General features: G+C 43.0%; 12 protein-coding genes and 2 pseudogenes. 2 read left to right on the top strand and 12 right to left on the bottom strand.

The window, feature by feature from the left end; genetic code table 11:
* Positions 1–120: 120 nt before the first annotated feature.
* From NBH07_RS17545 to NBH07_RS17555, 3 genes and pseudogenes are all read right to left on the bottom strand, one after another.
* Positions 121–351 (bottom strand): annotated as a pseudogene (locus tag NBH07_RS17545) (ATP-binding protein); the annotation flags it as partial.
* Positions 348–935, bottom strand: a pseudogene (locus tag NBH07_RS22515) (eCIS core domain-containing protein). The pseudogenes NBH07_RS22515 and NBH07_RS17545, both read right to left, overlap by 4 nt.
* Positions 936–946: 11 nt before the next feature.
* Positions 947–3739: a contractile injection system tape measure protein gene (locus NBH07_RS17555; RefSeq protein ID WP_009018297.1), complete on the bottom strand. Its 2793-nt coding sequence runs from the start codon at positions 3737–3739 to the stop codon at positions 947–949.
* A gap of 410 nt (positions 3740–4149) precedes the next feature.
* Between NBH07_RS17555 and NBH07_RS17560 the strand changes: the two genes are divergently transcribed.
* Both NBH07_RS17560 and NBH07_RS17565 read left to right on the top strand, forming a co-directional pair.
* Entirely contained in the window at positions 4150–5442 is a 1293-nt protein-coding gene (locus NBH07_RS17560) for a 3-keto-disaccharide hydrolase (RefSeq protein WP_005861421.1), read from the top strand.
* A gap of 104 nt (positions 5443–5546) precedes the next feature.
* Positions 5547–8363, top strand: coding sequence for an NPCBM/NEW2 domain-containing protein (locus NBH07_RS17565; RefSeq protein ID WP_008780731.1), 2817 nt, complete (start codon positions 5547–5549; stop codon positions 8361–8363).
* Positions 8364–8420: 57 nt separating this feature from the next.
* On the opposite strand, the gene NBH07_RS17570 is transcribed toward NBH07_RS17565, so the two are convergent.
* The 9 genes from NBH07_RS17570 to NBH07_RS17610 form a co-directional block, all read right to left on the bottom strand.
* Entirely contained in the window at positions 8421–8804 is a 384-nt protein-coding gene (locus NBH07_RS17570; RefSeq protein ID WP_005861419.1) for a DUF4890 domain-containing protein, read from the bottom strand.
* A 121-nt stretch (positions 8805–8925) separates the two neighbouring features.
* The gene (locus NBH07_RS17575) at positions 8926–10104 is read right to left on the bottom strand and encodes a glycoside hydrolase family 172 protein (protein ID WP_008780730.1); all 1179 of its coding nucleotides are present in this window, start codon (positions 10102–10104) and stop codon (positions 8926–8928) included.
* Positions 10105–10137: 33 nt separating this feature from the next.
* The gene (locus NBH07_RS17580; protein WP_005861415.1) at positions 10138–11553 is read right to left on the bottom strand and encodes a glycoside hydrolase family 140 protein; all 1416 of its coding nucleotides are present in this window, start codon (positions 11551–11553) and stop codon (positions 10138–10140) included.
* A 17-nt stretch (positions 11554–11570) separates the two neighbouring features.
* Positions 11571–12911, bottom strand: coding sequence for a glycoside hydrolase family 28 protein (locus NBH07_RS17585; protein WP_005861413.1), 1341 nt, complete (start codon positions 12909–12911; stop codon positions 11571–11573).
* Between the two features lie 111 nt (positions 12912–13022).
* Positions 13023–14612 carry a RagB/SusD family nutrient uptake outer membrane protein gene (locus NBH07_RS17590; RefSeq protein WP_005861411.1) on the bottom strand — a complete coding sequence of 530 codons (1590 nt, stop codon included), beginning with the start codon at positions 14610–14612 and terminating at the stop codon, positions 13023–13025.
* Positions 14613–14624: 12 nt separating this feature from the next.
* A complete protein-coding gene (locus NBH07_RS17595) occupies positions 14625–17801 on the bottom strand; it encodes a TonB-dependent receptor (protein WP_232284146.1) in 3177 nt (1058 codons plus the stop codon).
* Positions 17802–18082: 281 nt separating this feature from the next.
* Positions 18083–19093, bottom strand: a complete 1011-nt coding sequence (locus NBH07_RS17600) for a FecR family protein (protein WP_009018300.1) — start codon at positions 19091–19093, stop codon at positions 18083–18085.
* Positions 19094–19161: 68 nt separating this feature from the next.
* On the bottom strand, positions 19162–19734 hold the full coding sequence (locus NBH07_RS17605) for an RNA polymerase sigma factor (RefSeq protein WP_008773822.1): 573 nt from the start codon (positions 19732–19734) through the stop codon (positions 19162–19164).
* Between the two features lie 145 nt (positions 19735–19879).
* Positions 19880–21391, bottom strand: a complete 1512-nt coding sequence (locus NBH07_RS17610) for a glycoside 3-dehydrogenase (protein WP_009018301.1) — start codon at positions 21389–21391, stop codon at positions 19880–19882.
* Positions 21392–21397 lie beyond the last annotated feature (6 nt).

A 21397-nucleotide genomic window follows, 5' to 3' on the forward strand; every position in this document is an offset into this window, starting at 1 on the left:
AATAAATAGATTCAAAATCTTCCATGGTCCATTGATGTGACATAACAATTGAGCTTTTTTACTTTGATTACAAAAGTAATATCACATTTTTAGAATGAAAGGGGGAGTTTATCGAATGCTTACAAAGAAAATATCCAACACCTGCGGAGAAAGATGAGGCATTAAGGCCAACATCAACACCATCCACTCATCGAAAGTAGGATCGACCTGTTCCGGCAACAACGCCTTCCAAAGCGGTCCTGCCTTCGGGAGTGCGATATCATAGACGGAAGATAAATCGCACTCCTGCCGGAAATACAAACGAATAGAGACATCCAATACCCGCTGGAACCAATCGATCCACTCGTTCATAAGACAGAAGCAGCTTTAGCGCCCATCACATCCGCCTCGTGTTCCAAGGATAAATCATCGTTAACGGCCATTCCACCTACCTCGGTAGTAGGCTGCACACGTCCCTCTGCTTGCTGGATGACGTGTGTCAACTCATGTCCCAATAGCTGCTGTCCGGCAGACGTATCCGGTTTGAATTGTCCCGGGGCGAAATGGATATCCGTACCTTACGTATATGCCAAAGCCCCAACCTCCGGCGCTTTCGATGAATCCGGGTGTACACGTACCGAAGAGAAATCCGTCCCGAAGGAAGACTCCATGCCTTGGATTACATAATCCGGAATCCCTGTCTGGTTCTTCGTTTGCCGTTGGGCCACAAATTTTCCTTGAAGAAGCTCATCCTCATCTTCCACATCCCGCTGAACGGCGAACTTACCTTGCTGCAAATCATCCTCATCCATCGCGTCACGTTGCATAGTTTCCACCATTTTAGCCTGCAAGACAGATTGTACCCGATTATCTTCCATCAATTGTGTTGATTCACCTTTACGGTTTTGAAAGACCTGCGAAGGTCCTTCTTGAATCTGTATCCGATCCGCATTCATAATGTTATCATTTAATAGTATTCATCCGTCACAAAACATTGGGACACAAAAATAGCTTTCACTTGGCATTCTTTCGATTTAAAGTCACTCCTGTCATCACTCAAGTAGCCTAACCGATTAAAAAGCATTGGCAGGTAGACGGCTATGATCACTAGGCCCGCATTGTCAATAGACACGCCATGGTCTTTTAACTGGCCATTCAAAACGTTCATATTCATATTATTTTTAAGTTGATATATAAAAACTGACAATTCAGGTAAATTAGTTATATGTCGCCCTATAAAAGTCTCGATCTTACGTAATTCCTCCTCTGGCACAGACTCCCTCAAACGCTGCCAAAAGAGGAACAACAATCCATCCTTGGAATAATTCCGGTAAACGTTGCCGGAAAGAGCCTGTAACCACCCCAACCAAAGGTTCTCTTCCAACCCGAAGCTATTGAGACGAAACAAGCGGATTACCTCCTCTACAAGTAAGCGCAAAGCGGGAGTCGCCCCTGTATATAATTCCTCCAATAATTCCATTTTTTTGGAATTGGACGGATAGATAGCGGGAAAAGCAGTACGGATGGGAAGCTCGGGCGCTTTCCCCGGTTTCGTGCCCAGTAAAGCATCCATGGTACGTGTAAACGCATCCATATTCTCCAACATACACTCATGCAATAACAAGCGCAGCCGAGCAGCATCTCCAAATGTACGATTCTCTTTTACATTCGTAAGGTATTGGATCAAGGATACCTGATTCGGAAAAGCCAGACCGTATTCACGGATGACAAGCAGTAATAAGGAAGCGAAGATACGAGCGGCCTCTATCGGTTCTTCCACCCTTATTCCGGATGAAGGAATATCCTTCAATTGCCGTAATTGGTCCAGTAAGACTTTCGGGTTCGTCTTCTCCAAGTCCCTCACGTACTCGAATAGATCGCCCAGCGGTTCATCGGCACGGCCCGTGATTATAAATTGCCCGAACCGATAGGCTTTCCTCTCCTCATTCAACCAAACAGAGAATAAAGGCTCGGGAGATTCCTTATCCATATCCTCGTACAGCAGATCTATTATCTCACGTAACTCTTCCGGGACCCATGGATGTTCCCCATGTGTTCCCTCATGGAAATAGGAGATCAGCTCCCGCACCGTGATATTATAATGGGCAGAGAACTGTCCCAACACCGAACGTACGAATTGTTTCCGGCTAAAAGCGGACAATGGCGCACTAAACAGCACCAGAAAGATAAATTCCCATTTCAACAGCCGGAACTCGTCACCCACCCTTCCTTCCAAACGCCCTTGCTCTTTCCCCTTATCCAGCGTCTGGGCATACCGTATAATGAAATGGCTTTCCACCGGAACGGTTTGCTCGACCACCGAATAGATTTGCTCCTCGCGCAAGAAACGGATAAAGCAACGGCACAAGCCGGGATTAGACAACCGATCTTTCAAATCTTCCGGGTAATAAACGGATATACCGGCGGGAGAATCATCGATAGCATTCAAGTACAAAGCAATGATCAATTCCCGAACGGCTGGATAAGCCGTTAGCAGTCCACTAGCCAAGGTACGGTAAAAATATCCCAACAACTCCATCACCGTCAGATTATAATGCGCCGCCAACTCCTTTAACACGGAGAAAGCGAACTGATGGCGGGAATATACGCTTCCACTTCTACCGAGAATAACCTCGAAGATAAACACCCATTTCAGCACCCGGAAATCATTCCCGGCTTTCCCTTCGAGCATGCCCAATTCCTTCTCCTTATCCAACGCTCTCGCATAGTCGATGACAAACGGACTCTCCGCAGGGATCACCTGTTCCACGATCAGGTAAATCTGTTCCTCATTATACCCGGATAAGAAAGTCAAGCTCTTCTCCCGCCGCACGAGCAAAGCCTTCAATTCTTCCAGAGAAAAAAGAGAGAAATTTTTAGTGAATTCCTTTTCCGATAATGTCTCTAGCCGGATATCCTTCAAAAGCGACAGTAACTCGGGCATGAACAAGCGGGTAGAGGCGAACTTATCTAAATCATACGTCAGCATCCCCAGTAAATCCACAAAATAAATGGAATAATAGCCGGATAATTCCCGCAGTGCGTACGTCACCATTTGTTTCCGGTTGAAATAGCCTTGATCCTGAGATAATAAATATCCCCATAGGATTATCCAGATAGCGTTTCTGTAATCATTCTTCCCTATCTCCGGACGCTTTATCTCGGGATAAGAGTCTTGCAAGAAACGGGCATAAGCGTTTATAAACGAGCTTTCCGAGGGTACCACCACATGTACCAAACGTTCTTGATAGATATCATCCAATTGAAAGACTAGACGTTTACGAATGGTAAGCGCCTTTCCCTTCTCACGCAGGAAATGACTTAATTCTATCGAAGATGTTCGTACTAATTTATCCAGAAGCTCCGGTAAGGTGAGTCGCTCCTCTTCCAGCCAAGGCCAATACCCGTGCGACATATAATAGGTAAATACTTCCAGCCAAGATTGCCTGATGGGAACAACTGCTATTCGGTCTGGATGCTCTTCTTTACTTCGCAAATAAGAAGCGAAAGTCTCGTCCAGTCTCTCCGCCAGTCTACGGGGGAATTGCTCATAGAATTCATCTTCTTCTAGCTCACCTAGATCCAAATCTAAACTCTCGATCCGGATCAACTCATCTTCCGTATCATAACGGCTTAAAATCTCATCCACGATCCCTTCTAAAGAGGTTCGGTTAAAGGTATCCCAACGACCATATAAATCATGAACGAAAGGTTCCCGATCCGCAACTAAATCTAGTTTTAAGGTGCCTATTGTTATCATATGGTTTGCAGGGTATTTCAGTCTTTATTAGATGCATGCAATATCTATATTATTCTTCGATTAAACAAGTATTATCCAGATTCTTTTCCACAAAAACATATAAAAGTTGATTGTGCCAGAATAAAACTTATGCGTACCTATAGGTAAACCTGATCGGTACCTATTCTATTCTTAAATTATCGCCACTGATTTTACAATCAGCGGCGGCATTTGTATATTCAGCGGCTGTGAATATAAATTCAGCGCCGCCAAATTAAGAAATAGAGCTTATCCGACAAAGAATATATAGGCTCTTGGAGAAGTATTTCCTAGGGAGAGAAGCGTTTTTCCTCCAACAGAGAGAGATATCAAAGATATTTACGTAAATTTGCCATTCAGTTACAATTTATCAACCTAAATTCTTTATTTACATGGAATCTGTAATGAAAAAAACAGCCGCCACAAGCTTGTTAGCCTCTTGTGCGGTATCGCTGGCCTTGTTTTCCTCTTGTGCCAGTCAAGAACAAAACACACTTACTCCCGAGGAAATCGCTGACGGATGGGTCCTGCTTTTTGATGGAAAGACATTGGATGGTTGGAAAGATTACAACGGGACTACATTGACACAGCCTTGGCATGTAGTGGATGGTTGTATCCAAGCCAAAGGTGATGGCAGCGACGCTAGTGGCTACATCGTAACCGATAAAGAGTATGAGAACTTCGAGCTTTCTTGGGACTGGAAATTGTCCAAGGGGGGCAATAGCGGTATGTTGTACCACGTGGTAGAGCGTCCCCAATACGCTGTTCCTTACGTAACAGGGCCGGAGTATCAATTGATCGACGAGCCGAACTTCCCGGAGCCATTGGAAGAGTGGCAGAAATTAGGCGTAGATTACGCGATGCACTTGCCGGATAAATCCAAGATGAAGGTGAATCCGCAAGGCGAATGGAACAACTCCAAGATCGTATTCGATAACGGACATGTGGAACATTGGTTGAACGGACAAAAGATCGTTGAGTTCGAGGCATGGACAGACGATTGGCACGCTAAGAAAAATAGCGGTAAATGGGCCAACGCACCGGAATACGGATTGGCGAAAAAAGGTGTGCTTTGTTTGCAAGATCATGGTTATCCCGCATCTTTCCGTAACTTGAAGATCAAGGAACTTCCCCGTAAGACCGGTAAGGAAGTGAACTTGTTCAACGGCGTGGATTTGACGGGATGGGAACCATACGGTACGGAGAAATGGTACGTAAAAGACGGCTTATTGGTCTGCGAAAGCGGTCCCGACAAACAATACGGTTATCTCGCTACCCGTGATTATTACGATGATTTCGATCTAACCGTAGAGTTCAAGCAAGAGGCTGACGGAAACTCCGGCGTATTCATCCGCTCTTTCGTAGAGGAAGGCGTGAAAGTAAACGGCTGGCAGGTAGAAGTAGCTCCGAAGGGTCACGATACAGGTGGTATCTATGAGTCGTACGGACGTGGCTGGCTGGTTCAGATTCCGGACGAGAAAGAGAATATATTGAAAGAGGGCGATTGGAACACGATGCGTATCAAGGTACAAGGCGACAACGTACAGACTTGGCTGAACGGACAGGAAATGGTAAACTTGAATGACGAGAAGATCGGAGCCGGCAAAGGCCGCATCGCCCTTCAGATTCACGACGGTGGAGGCATCAAGGTTCTTTGGCGTAATTTAAAACTTACGACATTATAATAGAACGAAACTAGATTATAAACCCAATAAGGTGTTTCAAAAGAAGTCTTTTTGAAGCACCTTATTTTTATCATTGATAACACGCTCTTTTATCACTGGATTTTATGAATAAACTTATCTTTACAGCTATCCTTTCGGGATTTGCCGGTCTCTACGCCATGGGCCAGAACGAGATCCGGCTTATGGACATGGACCTAAATAAATCCTACCAAACCTACGGTGGCGCCGTCAAAGGGAAATCAGTTACCAACGAGCCCGCCTCCATACAAGGAAAAACGTATGATGACGTGATCGGGGTACAAGCCAAAAGCCATATCAAGATCGATTTACACAAGAATGCGTCACGCTTTCAAGCACAGGTCGGGATCGCCGACTCACATATCGATTATACAGATAAAAGCCTCACGGTTATCCCTTTTGTTGACGGAACGAAAATGTATTTCGATACCCGAAAAAACGCCAAGACATTTGTTGGTCTAGAAGGTAAAGACGGAAAGGTACATCCGGGCTCGGTCTTATTTATCTTGAAAGGAGATGACAAGGAGCTTTATAACAGCGGTATCGTCAAACTTGGCGACGCCCCGAAAACAATCGATATCCCCCTAAATGGCATAAAGATATTGGACCTTATCGTAGAGCCTACCGACGATGGCCCCAGCGGAGATCATGCCTTATGGATCACGCCCCAAATAGAGTATATGGAGATCATCCCCTCGATCATCTCCACAAGCTATCAAGGGAAAGGGCCGGAGGTATCATCCGGTACGGAGAAGAAATTACTTGATAAAATCAAGCGATTGCCCCAACAAGGGCTTCCTTTGGAAAACACCTCTTTCGACTGGCTTTTACAACCCTCACGATCCAAAGCCGGCATATATGCGACTCCCGATGGCAAAAGCATCTTATTGTCAAACGGAATGGTAGCACGTATGTTCCGTGTCTTGCCCAATCTCTCCACTCTAGATATCTTTAACCGGATGACCGGAGAAAGTATGCTTCGTGCCGTAAGTAGCGAAGGCAGTTTGACGATTGACGGGAAACGTTGGGAACTTGGCGGGCTGGCCGGCCAGCCCGAGCGCGGATACTTCCAGATGGAATGGGTCGAGCAGATGACTACCCGCTCCGGTTCTTTTCTCATTGAGGATTTCCGCATAGAGGAGCTGCAGGAAGATATCAAATGGGCCAGAAGCCGCTGGGCACTGAATAAGAACGTACCCACAGGGAAAAGACTGACTTTCGTATTGAAAGGAGAGAAAGAAACAGAAGGTGTCACCGTAGAACTCCATTACGACTTATACGATCATATCCCGGTTATCCGGAAAAGTATGGAGGTTACCAACAAGACCCCGCAGTCCATAGATATCGATGCCTTTCAATTGGAATATCTGGCATTCGCCGAACCGGAGTCTCCCGGCGGTGGAGATCCCTCCAAATTCAGGCTCCCGAACATACATATAGAAAGCGATTATGCTTGTGGCGGAGAGTTTACCGAGCGGGAAACCGATATCACGGAGAAATGGGTAGCCGATCCGGAATATACCTCCCAACGCAACTATCCTTTGCTCACGCCTTGCATATTAGACGTATCGCCCAAGCTAGGTCCCGATTATACCCTAGCGGCGGGCCAGGAGTTCAAGTCCTTCAGCGTATACGAGATGCCGTTCGACAGCGATGACCGGGAACGGAAGGGCTTGTTCAAACGACGCTTTCATTATACGGTAGCTCCATGGGCTACGGAGAATCCGATCTTCATGCACCTTACCTCTTCCGATCCGGATGTTATTCGTACCGCTATCGATCAATGCGCTACCGTGGGCTACGAGATGGTGATCATCAGCTTCGGGTCTGGATTGAACGCCGAGGATATCTCGGAAGAAAATATCGCCAAATATAAATCCTTGGTAGATTACGCCCGCGGCAAAGGTGTAGAGTTAGGATGTTACTCCCTCTTATCAAGCCGTTGGATCAGCGACGAGGTGGATGTTATCAATCCCAAGACGGGCAAACGGGGAGGCATGCGTTTCGGTAGCGCTCCCTGCCTGTGCAGCGATTGGGGATATGAGTATTTCCATCATATACGAACCTTCTTCGAGCGTACGGGCATGCGTTGCTTCGAGCACGACGGCTCCTATCCCGGCGACGTATGCGCCTCCACCCACCATACCTATCATAAAGGGCTGGAAGATTCCCAATGGAATCAGTTCCATAAGATAACCGATCTCTATCGTTGGATGTGCGAGAATGGCATTTATATCAATGTTCCCGATTTCTATTTCTTGAACGGGTCTACCAAGACAGGCATTGGTTACCGTGAAGCCAACTGGTCGCTTCCCCGGGACCGGCAGATCATCCATGCCCGCCAATTGAATTATGATGGTACATGGGATCGGATGGCTTCGGCATGCTGGAGCTTCGTTCCTCTCGTGGAGTATCAAGGAGGAGGAGAGGCCGCCACCTTGGAGCCCCTCCACGAACACTTGTTCGAATACAAAACACATATGATGCAAAATTACGGAGCTGGTGTCCAAGCTTGCTATCGAGGGCCACGCCTATATGATACCCCGGAAACCCAAGCGGCCGTAACCGAGGTTATTCAATGGTATAAGAAATACCGCGATATACTCAACAGCGATATGATCCACTTACGCCGGCCGGACGCACGAGACTGGGACGGGTTCATACACGTCAATCCTCACAAGAAGGAGAAAGGTCTAGCCATGTTCTTCAATCCGACCCATCAAGAGATCACCCGTACGATCCATATTCCACTCTATTATACCGGCCTGACACAAACAGCCCGCATCCGGGAAAAAGAGCAAAAGCCTGTCACCTACAAACTGAACCGGGACTATACGGTGGAGCTTACGGTTAAAATCCCTGCCAACGGATATACTTGGTATGTGGTTGAAGCAGCCGATTAGAACTAAAATGGCCGGGATAATCGCTACCCCGGCCATTTTATCTATCTATAGACTTCTTTATCTACGTCCGTTACCTAGATGTTTTCTGCCATGTTTATTCCCTTTAGGCTGCTGTTTTTCCAGATATTGTTTGTATTGTTCCTCCGTCAATATTTTTTTCATCTGGGCGTTCTTATCCTCACGCATGGCCAACATCTTTTCCCGTTGCTTCTCACGCTCAGCCTTCATCGCCTCACGTTCTTTTTGAGCCTTTTCCATATACTCTTTTTGAAGTTTACGGAACTCCACCGCTTGTTTCTCATCCAGCTTCAAGTCGGCGATCATCTTCTCGCAACGTGCGGACGGATCCATCTTACGCTTGTCCATACGCCTGTTCTCACGAGCGAACACAGAAGTTGAACTCAACAATACAACCAAACACAATCCTATTACCTTTTTCATAAACTACTACTTATTACTTTTATTATAAATTACCTGTTTATGAAGCGCTTCGAAAGAATAGACATCGATAAAAAGGAAAGGTTTAATCGGAAATAACATTTAACATCTTACCACAGGCCATTTACCATCTCGGAATCTCCAAATCATCCTTACTGGGTAATGCCGGGAATTTAGCGTGTGGTTCCGCCTGATACCAGAAAGTAGTCGATGAGATATCCGACTTCTGGTTATTATACCTACCGTCGTGCCGCCAACCCAAATCTTGAATCGTAACCTTCAGATCCTTTTCAAAACGAACCGGGTCCAAGATATGCCAGCGATACAAGCCGAACGCCGTAACAGCCCGATATAGGCCATCCGGACGGATCACTTGGTGCATTCCCGCATAAGGAGTGGTGAATTCTTGGTACTGATGTGTTTTCTGATTCTCGAAGTTATACGAACCGCAGAAATAATCCTCCGTACCTGTTCCACAGATTGTCGGGTATTCCTTGTCGCCATCCATATAGAACTTGATCTCTCCTTCACCCCACCAACAGTTATCATTGACACGCCAAGCCAAATAAGTTCCAACATATTGTCCCTTTCCCTTGATTCCATCCACCAACGTATGGCTAGAGCCTTGTGTCGGGTTGGAACGACGGAACTGTGCATGGAAATATCCCTCATCCTCCGGCACTTCCGTCAAGGTATAATTAATTTGGTAATACAAACGCATCTCTTCCGCATTGTTAATATTCTCCAATGTTATGCGTGCTTTCTTACGGAACGGCATCTTCCAGTAGCAATTGAAAGCGCTCCCGGGGTTTACACAGACCGCTAACGAAGATAGTTGGGCATACTCATTAAAAGCACTGGCGAAGAAATCCCCGACCGGACATTCAACCGAAGGCTCTTTCTCGTCGTCCCAATACATACGGAGTATCGAGAATCGCCAGTTGCCAGTGGGAGTCATCCATATCTGCTGGATAGCCCCCGGGCCATCAATCTCCGCAATGGTAACTGTCTCCCCCGGTTTCACGATAATAAAAGGATTTACTTTCCAGCCTTTCCCCAAATCTTTCGCTGGGCCGGCCGCATTCGCCTTATTCCGGACATCCTTATCTCTCACGGGATCAGCCATCGCTCCTTTCCCTTTCTCCCCCGTAAAATTCTCCGGACTGATCGAACGACTCTGCGCATTCGACAAACGAGAAAGGTTTCCCATATTCATATCCAACCCGTTAAAAGGATACTGCTGGGCATTCGCCCAAAAACTTAACAGCAAAAAGGCTAACAGCAAAACATTGATCTTCTTCATAATGACTTTTATTATTTAAAATTTATACATCGTCTACCTATCATCCGCCTCCAAAATTAAGATCCAATCATTTCCCCTCTCTCCCGCTTCTCCGGGCGCATTGAATGTACGAATTCCCTTATTCTCGACCGGTCCGATCAAGGTTCTCGCCCCATTCCTCGGATTGAACCAATAAGCTTTACCTAAAGATCGCAATTTACTCATTTGTATTCTTACATCCTGCCCTTGACTCAAATAAACTAAAATAAAAGTCTTATCTTTTGCTAAAACGGGAGTGATATAGCTTGCGTCATTGTAATTAATTCCGAACAGGACGGATAGATCCGGACGGAAACGATCTAACGGATACATCGTAAACAAAGACTTTACATAGCGCATACATTCGGCTCCCGGCCTATCCAACGCACCATCCCAAAACGTAAGGCATGGTACATGATATTTACCACCCGGCTTATACATTTGCCAAATAGCGTTATTCCCATATGTATATCCGGCAGCTCCAGAGAAATAAGTCCAATAAGCCTGCATACGAATATCATAGTCATCGTAAATTCCATCCGTAAAATAAGTCGTATCCTTAATCAATCCGTTATCACCTATTATGTCCTCCTTTTTCTTCCCGAACTTAGCATAATCAAAATATTCCCAGAAAAGAACCGGTATGTCCTCGTATGAAGGTTCCGCGTTTACAAACGGTTTAATCGGGTTCAATTGAGCATACATACCCGAAAAACGATATACCGGATCCATCCGGCGGTAATGCCCGCTTTGGAGAATATTGAATGATAGCCAAGACTCATTGTGGAACCAATAATGCGAGGAAATCTCTCCCGTCGGATGATAGGACATTAGTTGTGTTCCTCCATTTCCCTCCTGAATTCCTTTCGCCATAGATTGCCAGATCTCGAACTCCTTATCCGTAACCACATTTCTATCACCACCAAGAATCCATATTACAGCTTCATTTTTATATCGGGTTCCCAGTATTTTCCCGTATGTATACGCATTATCTGGATTAAACAATGCTGGATTTCCGTCTTTCTCTACCACATTGTTTGCCCAAGTAGGTAGAAGCCCTATATACATTCCTCGTTTGCCGGCCTCTCGAATCACAAAATCCACCAACTCAAAGTACCCTTCCGTGATTTGGGTAGGGTCTTTATCAACCAAGGGCAAATATCCATACGCATTCGGTTTATCCAAACCATCCAGTTCAGATAAGATAACAGCCTGTATTACCGTAAAGCCCTTTTCTTGCCGGTTATCCAGATAATGAACGATCTCCTCCTTATCCAATACATGAAATAACTCCCAAGCCGTATCCCCCAGCCATAAAAAGGCACCGCCCTCTTTCTTATAAATAATAGGATCGTTCGGACGGACAATCAAATCTTGAGCCAAACAACCCAATACACAAAAAGCTAGACAAAACAAAAGATATTTTTGCATACTAATTCTTTTTAAGATTAAAAACTTACATTATAAATCTCCACGGACCCCACATTATCGAAACAAGAGGCTGGGCCAACTTTCCCATTCTCACAATCTAACCGAACATTCCGTAAAATCACTCGATCTAAATTATGAAGGTAAAGCCCCCAGCAAGGGAGCGCACGATAATCGGTCAATGGCTTCGAGGGAGTACGTCCTACTATTTCTTGATCTTTGTTTCCAACATACGATAAGGAAACATCCGAAAGCCGGACATCTTTCAAACTACTATCTCCCCAACTCTCTACCGAGGCGGCCGCTTTCATTAAACGTGTACCTCTTATATGCTCCAGACAGATCCGCTCTCCCCGGTTCCCCTCATTCAATGTGACTAGAAACGGATTATCCAATTGATCAAAAGAACAGCTAGATATCAATATATCCTTTACTTCCCCAAACGCAGGGAACCATGCGCCCGGTTGGAGCAATATCCCAGAAAGCATATTCCTACGTTTTTGTTCACCGGAAGTCCGATGTGGATATTTTCCCGGACCTCTAAATTCACAATCAACGATCTTTAAACCAGTAGCCGGCATTATCAACCTTATCCCATTGCACGATGAGTTCATATAGCAATTCTCTATTACCATATTCTTCCATAGCCCACCCGCAACAGCATCATCACCCGTATAAAAACGGCAATTTCGGATACGGATATCTTTTCCGCCACGAATATGAATCCCATCCCATCCTTCCTCCACTAAAAGATTATCGAAAGAAGCCCTTTCAATATCATAACTCATAAAAGCATAGTTCGATGCTCTTCGTAGTTTAACTCCCGATATCTTAATCCCTTTCGATCTCGACAAAAAGAGAATATGAGGGCCTCTCATCCCTTCTTCACCTTTTTTATCTTGAATATGGGCACCATCGATTACCCCCTCTCCTGTAATTGACACACCTTCAACTTGATCTCCTAAAAGCAATGCCTTGTTCCAATTCCGGGGTTTTACTTTATAATAAGCCTCATCTTGATTAAGATCGGATATAGAACGGTACTTTTCCAGATTATTTATGCCTTTCACTACGGCATTACTTTCTAAGAATAAGTTTACTTTACTTTTCAGCAGAATACTTCCTGTCAAAAACGTTCCCTCCGGAATGATAACCGTTCCTCCCCCTCTCAAGGAACAAGCTTCTATTGTCCTGTTGATGAACTGGGTATTGTCTGTTATTCCATCTCCTTTAGCTCCAAAATCCACGATATTATAGGTGCTATCATCATTTGAGGCCCAACCTATCCGCATAAAGAGCATAAGCAATACAAAGAGACTCCCCCGAAAGACTCTTACTTTCGATACATCTATCATCTTCATTATTCAATAAGATTTAATATGATCATAAAGGAATAAAAAAAGAATAGGATTAGCGATCCCAAGAGAACTATCCTATTCCTTTTCTTTGATGAACTTTTCAACAAGTTATATCTACTCGTTCTCGTAACCTATGCTTTGTGTCATATTCGGATTATTCTCCATTTCAACCTTGGGTATCGGGAAATACAAATCTTTCGCATCATAATGCGGATTACCAACACGTGTCTTTCCATACCAACGGCTAATCTCCTCATCCAAGACCTTCCAGCGGCAAACATCTTGCCAATGTTGTACGCCCTCACCGCAGAACTCCATGAAACGTTCCTCCCGAATCGCATCTCTCAAAGCTTCTCCACTAGCCGTTATATCATGGGAACTATCTCCATTATAAGCTCTTCTTCTTACCAGATTCATATAGTTCCGGGCATTTACCTCATCTCCCGTAGCCTGACAAGCTTCCGCATACATCAAATATACATCCGCCAAACGCATCAAATACATATTAATACCAACCCCTAAATTCAACTCATTCACCGTACTTTTCAACGGATTGTATTTTCGCATGCTCCAACCTTGAATGTCAGCCTCCGTATCCTTATATTTCAGAACCTGCGTCTGCTGTCCATTCATAATAACAGGAGTTCCCGGACGCAAAGCGGCGATATCCAGACGAGGATCTCCATTAAAACGTTTAATATTCGCATCATGAAAGAAAATATTACCCCAACCGGCCGCCTCAACATCTCCACTTGCGTTCTGGAAACATAAGGCAGCGATCAATCCATATTGAGAACCTTCTCCATACCAAAAATATCCGGAAGTATCCCCATTACGGAAATTAATCTCTAAGATCGATTCTCTATTAAATTTCTCCTGATCCTCATTAAACATCTTCGCATATTCATTGAAAGGGAGCAATTCTTTTCCGGAAGAATCAATAACCTCTTTCAACGCTTTCTTTGCCGCATCATAATTACCCATATACAAATTCGCTTGCCCGATGTAACTAGCAACGGCAACAGAGGTTGGACGTGGATAGTCCGCCCGCTCTTCCCATACGGCAGGTAGCAAAAGTTTGGCTGCCTCATAATCTTTCAAGATCTGATCGTAAACCTCGGCCACCGTGCTACGTTCTATATTTAGCATATCCGGAGTCGATGCTACCTGTAAACGAACAGGTACACCTTTTTTATCGCCATCCCCGTTGCAAGGATATCCCTCCCCAAAAAACGCTACTAACTGTTGGTGTGCCCAACCTCTCCAAAACAAAGCTTCTCCCTTCATCTGCGAAAGTCTTGCTAAATCCGCATCCGTAAACTTCTCCTTGTCGATTCTTTCCAATTGCTCCAATACGGTATTCGCACAAGAAATCATTTTATAATAACCAATCCATAACGTCCCAATGTAAGCATTATCAGAAGTCACTTGATTGGTCGCCAACTGGTTCCAGTTGGCGTCACCAGTCCAAGCCATATCTACCGTATGATCCACACAGAATGTCCCTTTCGCCATAACCCTTTTTCCATACAAAGGCACAGCGACCATATTCGCATAAACTGAAGTTACGATAGTCTCCATATCCGCCATAGATTTAGGGTAGACACTTGGAGATAACGCACTGGGATTTGATAAATCCAGAAAACTATCCGAACAACTATTAAAAGTTAACGCAGCAGCTAATAATATAACTAATTTCTTCATCTTCCTATTAATTTAGAGGGTTAAACTTAAACCGCCCATAATGGTGCGGGTGGAGGGAGCCCGTTTCACAGAATACATATTTCGTTCCAAATATCCACCACCCAATTCAGGATCTCCTTGGAACTTTGTGATAATAAATAAATTATCGCAGTTAATATAAAACTTCAAACCTTCTATCTTCAAATGAGAAAGTATTGATTTCGGTAAATTATAGCCGAAATGTAAATTCTTCAATTTAAAGAAAGAACCATCCTCCACAAAATAAGAGGAGACATTCTTGAAGTTTCCATTCGGATCCTCTTTCGTTACTCGAGGATGTGAAGTAGCCCGGTTCGTCGGACTCCACGCCTCATATACCTTATAAGTCGTATTATAGTCGCCATAGAAACTTCTTTCATAAAGCTTAGCGCTATTAAAGACATCAACACCTGCGTTTCCTAACCAGCCCATACTTAAATCAAAGCCTTTCCATGACAAATTTATATTCAATCCATACATCAAATCCGGCCAAGGATTACCGATATATGTCTTATCCTCATTCGTCACCTTTCCGTCTCCATTTAAATCCTTATATTTCAAATCACCCGGAGCCGTACCTGCTTGTTGGTACAATCCATCCGGAGATTGAGCGTTTAAGGCATCGATTTCCGCTTGGTCTTGAATAATACCATCCACGACATATCCATACATCTGTCCCATCGGTTGTCCATTTTCCGTACGATAAATAGAACTATTCAAAGCCGCATCGCTTCCAGCCCAAATGATCGGATTCACTTGGTCACTTAACTTTACCACTTTGTTCTTGTTGGTAGACAACGTAAAAGCCACGTCATACCTAAAATCTTTATAGGAATCCCTCCATTGAACCATCCATTCGAAACCTCTATTGCTTATCTTTCCGATATTAGCCCGATAAGAAGAAGTCTCGCTAAATGGTTCCGAAGAAGGTCCGGCAGAAGGTGGCACACCTACTGAATATAACATATCGGAAGTTTTCTTATCATAATACTCGATTGTCGTATTCAAGCGATTATCCAGAAAACTTGCGTCAACACCTATATTCCATTGGGCCACGTCTTCCCATTTAATCGTAGCATTCGCAACATTTGAATACCAGAATCCTCTCTGCGTATTTTGCCCATCATATGAATAATATAGATAATTATTCGTAAAAGAAGGTTCATACAAGAATTGAGGAATTGTATTGTTACCAATTTTACCATAACTTCCTCTCAATTTCAATTGAGACATCCATGTTATATTATCCTTTACGAAGCTCTCTTTTCCCACATTCCAACCGACAGAAGCAGAAGGAAACACACCAAACCGATTCTCTGGACCAAAGTTATCATAACCATCCCGACGAATACTAGCCTCTAGCAAATACCTGTCATCATAAGCATAGTTTACACGAGCGAACTGGGATAAACTACGACCTTCCGTTTTCGTTCCGGATACATCTTTATCTCCCGTACCTAAACTAATATCATCCGAAGGCTGAACCAAAAAGCCATTTTTCCAACCACCTGCCGAAGAAGCCGTCGCCCGATAAGCCTCGTAGCCAACCATACCTTTTACATAGTGTTTCTCCCCAAAAGTATGGTCATAGGTCAATGTATATAACATACGTAAATCATAACCGGAGCCATAATCTTTCGAGTAATAATCCTGTTGAGATAAAGATCCCAAATTCCATGACTCTAAAAACAAATTATTCGCATGGGAGTCAAAATTGGCAGAGAAATTCGCTTGGAATTTTAAATCATTGATAATCTCCCAATCCAAAATCGCATTTGCCCGGGCCCAAAACCTACGTTCATTCTCATGATGAGACATTAGTGTAGCCACATGATTAGGTCCCTCGTAGTAACCACCTGCCGGATGTTTTCCCCAACCTCCACCAGCTTCGTTGGTATTATCATAAGGCACCATCGTAGGAACTTGGCGGTAATAAACATAATCATTATTCGTCTGCCCATACAAATGGGGATCCGTATTATTAAAACCAACAGTCAGGATCTCGGAAAATTTCACGCGTTTACTTATATTTGTCTGGCTAGCCACACGGAAATTACCCGCATCCTCAAATGAATAACGTTCGATAAACTGATTCTTGTAGAACTCCGCAGACATATTAAATGTAGTTTTCTCATTACCACCCGTCATCTGTAAAAAATAGTTTTGCCTAAAAGCATTACGCCAAACCAGATCTTCCCAGTCTGTATCTGGTAGCGAAGCGGGATTATCCCAGCCGGAATTGGGATTATTAGGGAAGCCTACCGCCAATTTCCGGTCAATAAAGTCCGCGGTATGCAGCATATCCGGCAAATCGATCGGAGTCTCTATTCCAAAGTTTACTCTCGCATTAATAGAAAGTTTCCCTATCTTTCCCTTTTTAGTGGTAACAAGGATCACACCTCCTGCTCCCCGAGCACCGTAAATAGCAGTCGAAGCCGCATCCTTCAAGATCTCGATAGATTCTATATCATTAAAATTAAGAGCGCTACCCGGCACTCCATCCACGATCCACAACGGATCTGCGCCATTGATAGAAGCCGCTCCACGAATGATAATATTCCCATTGGAAACATTGACACCTGCCACACGGCCTTGAATAACATGCGACACATCCATATTTAAATCATTAAAATCATCCGTCTTAATAGAAGCCACAGATCCCGTTACATTCGACTTCTTCTGCACGCCATAACCAACAACGACTACCTCATCCAGTTTTTGAGTATCTTCCTTCAAGTTTATCATTAAACTTGATTTTCCGTTCACAGCTACATCTTGAGTATTAAACCCAATATACGAGATCTGTAAAATACCGCTATCATTTATATTTAATGAGAAATTTCCCGAAATATCCGTTACCGTTCCATTCGTAGTTCCTTTCTCAACAACATTCGCTCCGATAATCGGTTCACCGTTACTATCCACGACAGTACCAGATACCAGCTTTACATTACCGGCAGTCTTTAAAGTTACGACAATTGAATGCCCTGTCATCGTATATTGCAAGTCTCTTTGATGCAGTACATCATCTAACAAACGCCGAATCGGCTGATTCGTCACGTTTAAAGTTACCTCTTTCTTTCCTTCCACTATAGCATCCCGATAAGAGAATATATATGTGGTTTGTTTCTCTACAGCCTCAAAAAATTGCTTTAATGTAGCATTCTTCATGGAAAGAGTGACACTTCCTGTCTGAGCTAATACCAAAATAGGATTAAAAAACAGAAATAGAGCCAAAAAAATTATATAGCTACATTGATTTTTTCTACTTTTGAACATATATTATTTTTTAAAATTGATACAATCCGTTTTATGGCTTGATCGCCATTCTCGTAAATGGAGTATTAATTGGGGAACCGGAAAATCTCGACCATTTTTCGGTTCCGTTTTTATTATGAAGAATCTTGTCGCATAAGAACTGATTTAAGGTTATACATTTTATTTTCACTCGCTCAAGGATGTATAAAGATATCATCTCCTCGTATATCATATGTAAAGTCATAATGCCTCTCTAAAAGGTCCATTACATCTACGATATATTCACTATCAAAATTTCCGGTAAATAAGTCATTCGCTAAAGAAAAATCATTCAAATGGATATTCACGCCATATCTACGCTCTAGTTTGGCCAAGACATCACTTAATTTCGTTGATCGAAAAACGAGGTCTCCTCTTAACCACGCCGTTTCAAATCGATTATCTGTTTTCTCCACGGTTATAATACCCGATTCTTTATTGAACAATGCTTTTTCATTTGGTTTTAGATAAACGACACGAGAAGGGTCTGAACAAGTCTGTATCTTGATCCGTCCCGATATCAAGGCCATTTCCATGACATTCTCCCGCTCATACGAATACACATTAAAACTTGTGCCCAACACTTCTATATCCAGATATTCAGTATGTACCACGAAAGGTTTATCCTCATTCCGAGTCACCTCAAAATAGGCCTCTCCCTCTAAATTGACCTGTCGAAGCTCTCGACCGAAATCGTGAGTGTAACTTAAGCTCGATTCCGCATTTAGTTTTACTTGTGTTCCATCCGGTAAAGTCACCCCCGATCTTTCCCCTCTATCGGCATGAACCACTAAATTGCCAATGCTACCCTTCTGATCGACTGGATTGAAATATAAATAACCAGACAATATACTTAATAAAGGTATTAATAGTATTGCGGCGATACGAGCCAGTTTCCTAAACACCATAACGAATCGTTCTTTTCTCGTTCGATTTTGAATCTCACTGAACATATCTCGTATGATTCTCTCATCAACCTCTTCAAAGGGTCGCCCATTTTCCCATAAATGAGACAATGACAGCGATAATTCATCATCATCAGACAAATTAACCAAAAGCCGTAGTGTTTTCAACTCTTCCGTAGAGATCGTATGATCCATGTACTTTGAGAGCAAATAATATGTATGTGATTCCTGCATAATATCCTTTTTATAAGGTATACACATGAGCCGTTAATTTATAACATGCCTTTTTAGATGTTATAAAACATAAGAATATTATTTTTCAATTTTATTTATCCGATAAAGAAAAGAGAGAACAGCAAAGCATACTTACCGAGCTCCTTTCTTAAAACATGTAAGGCTTGCGATAACTGGTTACGCACAGATTGTTCTGAAATTAAGGCTTTAGCCGCTATTTCTGTTATAGTTATACCTTGTTCCTTATTTAACTCAAACAGTTCTCGTTGGCGAGGTGTCAACTTTTGTTTCGCTATTTCCAGTCTATGGTTAAATTCCTCAAAAGATAATTTACGTTCAATCGCTGTTTCCTCTCCATCTCCAGACTCATTCAGTACAACATCTTCCAAAAAAAGCGGACTATTTGCCTGCCTACGAAACTCATTCAATAATTGGTTCTTGGCCATCGTAAATAGGAAAGCACTGAAAGACATATCTAAATCAATTTGTTCTCTCCGCACCCACACTTTGATAAATGTCTCTTGTACAATATCTTTTGCAAGAGCATCAGAATGAGTCAAGTGCAATGCGAACGCATATAGGCGTGAAGCGTATGATTCATACAGTTTCGTAAAGTCTCTGTATGAACCGCTTCGTAATCGTTCTAGGTATATCCGTTCTACATCCATCTCCTCTAGCACATATTGACCGAACAAATATAAAATAAAAAAATAAGAAGAGGTTATTTCCTCTTGAAAAGAAATAACCTCTATCTACTACAGATACTCTTTAACTAAATGACATCCAACAGAAGTTCACGACCTTTCTATGTTCTCAGAATGGCATACTGGGTAAACTAAACCCATTATTATAAGTATGCTTAATCCACTCATTCGCAACATCAAGAGCATTAAAGTCCGCAAAACGACGATCAAAACGAGGATCACCATCAACAACTTTAAAATCATCAACTGTTACAATCTTAATTGTGTCAGTAGGAGATATATTGGTAAATTTCATATTCTCTCCATCCCATAACAATTCTCTATGTAGCCCATGAAGACCAGAAAGACGTACCGCAAGAACTCCCATTACTACCATTTCATTAAAAGGTCCGGAGAATTGGAAATTTGAAGATGATTCTACTCGGTTTTCTGGAGATTCTTTACAAGCACGAATCCAATCTTGCTCATGGGCATTCGTAGACCAAATATTGCCATTACCTCCTTTAACTCTTGGTATTGAAGGCTTAGGCTGGTTAAAATGTTCCATATCAGATACGGGCAATAAAGTTGGATTCATTCCATAACAGCCAGTCATGATTTTCCCTTTTGTCCCAATAAAAATAATACCACCATTTTCATCTCCCATCATTTGTCCATCTTTTAATTCCTCCGGACGAGGAGGCATTAAACCTCCATCATACCAATATACCTTAACCTCAGGCATTTTTGTGTTTCCTTTTGGGGGACGAGCCGGGAACGTATAAGTTACAATTTGTGCATGAGGTGGCGAATATAAATTACTCAAGGTTGAACTACCTATCACACTTATCGGATACTTCAAATCAAGTGCCCAATAAAGTGGGTCCATAATATGGCAAGCCATATCTCCTAAAGCACCCGTTCCAAAGTCCCACCATCCCCGCCAATTCCAAGGTGTATAAACTGGATTATATGGTCTTTTTTGCGCCGGTCCAATAAACAAATCCCAATCAAGAGTCTTCGGGCATTTCGGATTATCGCTAGGCCGCATTAATCCTTGAGGCCAAATCGGACGATCTGTCCAACAATGAACTTCATATACTTCCCCAATAACACCGGATTGAATCCACTCTGCTATTTGACGACACCAATCAAAAGAATTTCCTTGATTACCCATTTGCGTCGCTACTTTATATTTTTTAGCGAGTTTTGCTAGTAAACGAGATTCATAAACAGAATGAGTTAAAGGTTTTTGAGTATAACAATGCTTCCCTAATGTAATAGCATGAGCAGTAACTCCTGCATGTGTATGGTCTGGAGTAGCAACCAATATCGCATCAATTGATTTTCCGAACTCATCGAACATAACACGCCAATCTTTAAATTTTTTTGCTTTTGGATAATCATTGAAAGTCTTCTCTGCATATCTCCAATCTACATCACATAAAGCCACAATATTCTCTGTACTCATATTCCGTAAATTACCACGGCCCATTCCACCGACACCAACTCCAGCAATATTCAATTTATCACTTGGTGAAGTAAACCCATGCGTTTTACCTAAAACAGAATTTGGTACGATCGTTAAACCTGCTGCTAAAGCTCCTGTCTTCAAAAAATCTCTTCTTGATATATGTCTCATAATAAT

Source organism: Parabacteroides sp. B2-S-102 (assembly GCF_023656665.1).
In the GTDB taxonomy this organism is placed as follows: Bacteria; Bacteroidota; Bacteroidia; order Bacteroidales; family Tannerellaceae; genus Parabacteroides; species Parabacteroides distasonis.

Coding starts and splice junctions, on each gene's coding strand:
- NBH07_RS17555 (WP_009018297.1), bottom strand. CDS start 3,739: ATGATAACAATAGGCACCTTAAAACTAGATTTAGTTGCGGATCGGGAA.
- NBH07_RS17560 (WP_005861421.1), top strand. CDS start 4,150: ATGGAATCTGTAATGAAAAAAACAGCCGCCACAAGCTTGTTAGCCTCT.
- NBH07_RS17565 (WP_008780731.1), top strand. CDS start 5,547: ATGAATAAACTTATCTTTACAGCTATCCTTTCGGGATTTGCCGGTCTC.
- NBH07_RS17570 (WP_005861419.1), bottom strand. CDS start 8,804: ATGAAAAAGGTAATAGGATTGTGTTTGGTTGTATTGTTGAGTTCAACT.
- NBH07_RS17575 (WP_008780730.1), bottom strand. CDS start 10,104: ATGAAGAAGATCAATGTTTTGCTGTTAGCCTTTTTGCTGTTAAGTTTT.
- NBH07_RS17580 (WP_005861415.1), bottom strand. CDS start 11,553: ATGCAAAAATATCTTTTGTTTTGTCTAGCTTTTTGTGTATTGGGTTGT.
- NBH07_RS17585 (WP_005861413.1), bottom strand. CDS start 12,911: ATGAAGATGATAGATGTATCGAAAGTAAGAGTCTTTCGGGGGAGTCTC.
- NBH07_RS17590 (WP_005861411.1), bottom strand. CDS start 14,612: ATGAAGAAATTAGTTATATTATTAGCTGCTGCGTTAACTTTTAATAGT.
- NBH07_RS17595 (WP_232284146.1), bottom strand. CDS start 17,801: ATGAAGAATGCTACATTAAAGCAATTTTTTGAGGCTGTAGAGAAACAA.
- NBH07_RS17600 (WP_009018300.1), bottom strand. CDS start 19,093: ATGTGTATACCTTATAAAAAGGATATTATGCAGGAATCACATACATAT.
- NBH07_RS17605 (WP_008773822.1), bottom strand. CDS start 19,734: ATGGATGTAGAACGGATATACCTAGAACGATTACGAAGCGGTTCATAC.
- NBH07_RS17610 (WP_009018301.1), bottom strand. CDS start 21,391: ATGAGACATATATCAAGAAGAGATTTTTTGAAGACAGGAGCTTTAGCA.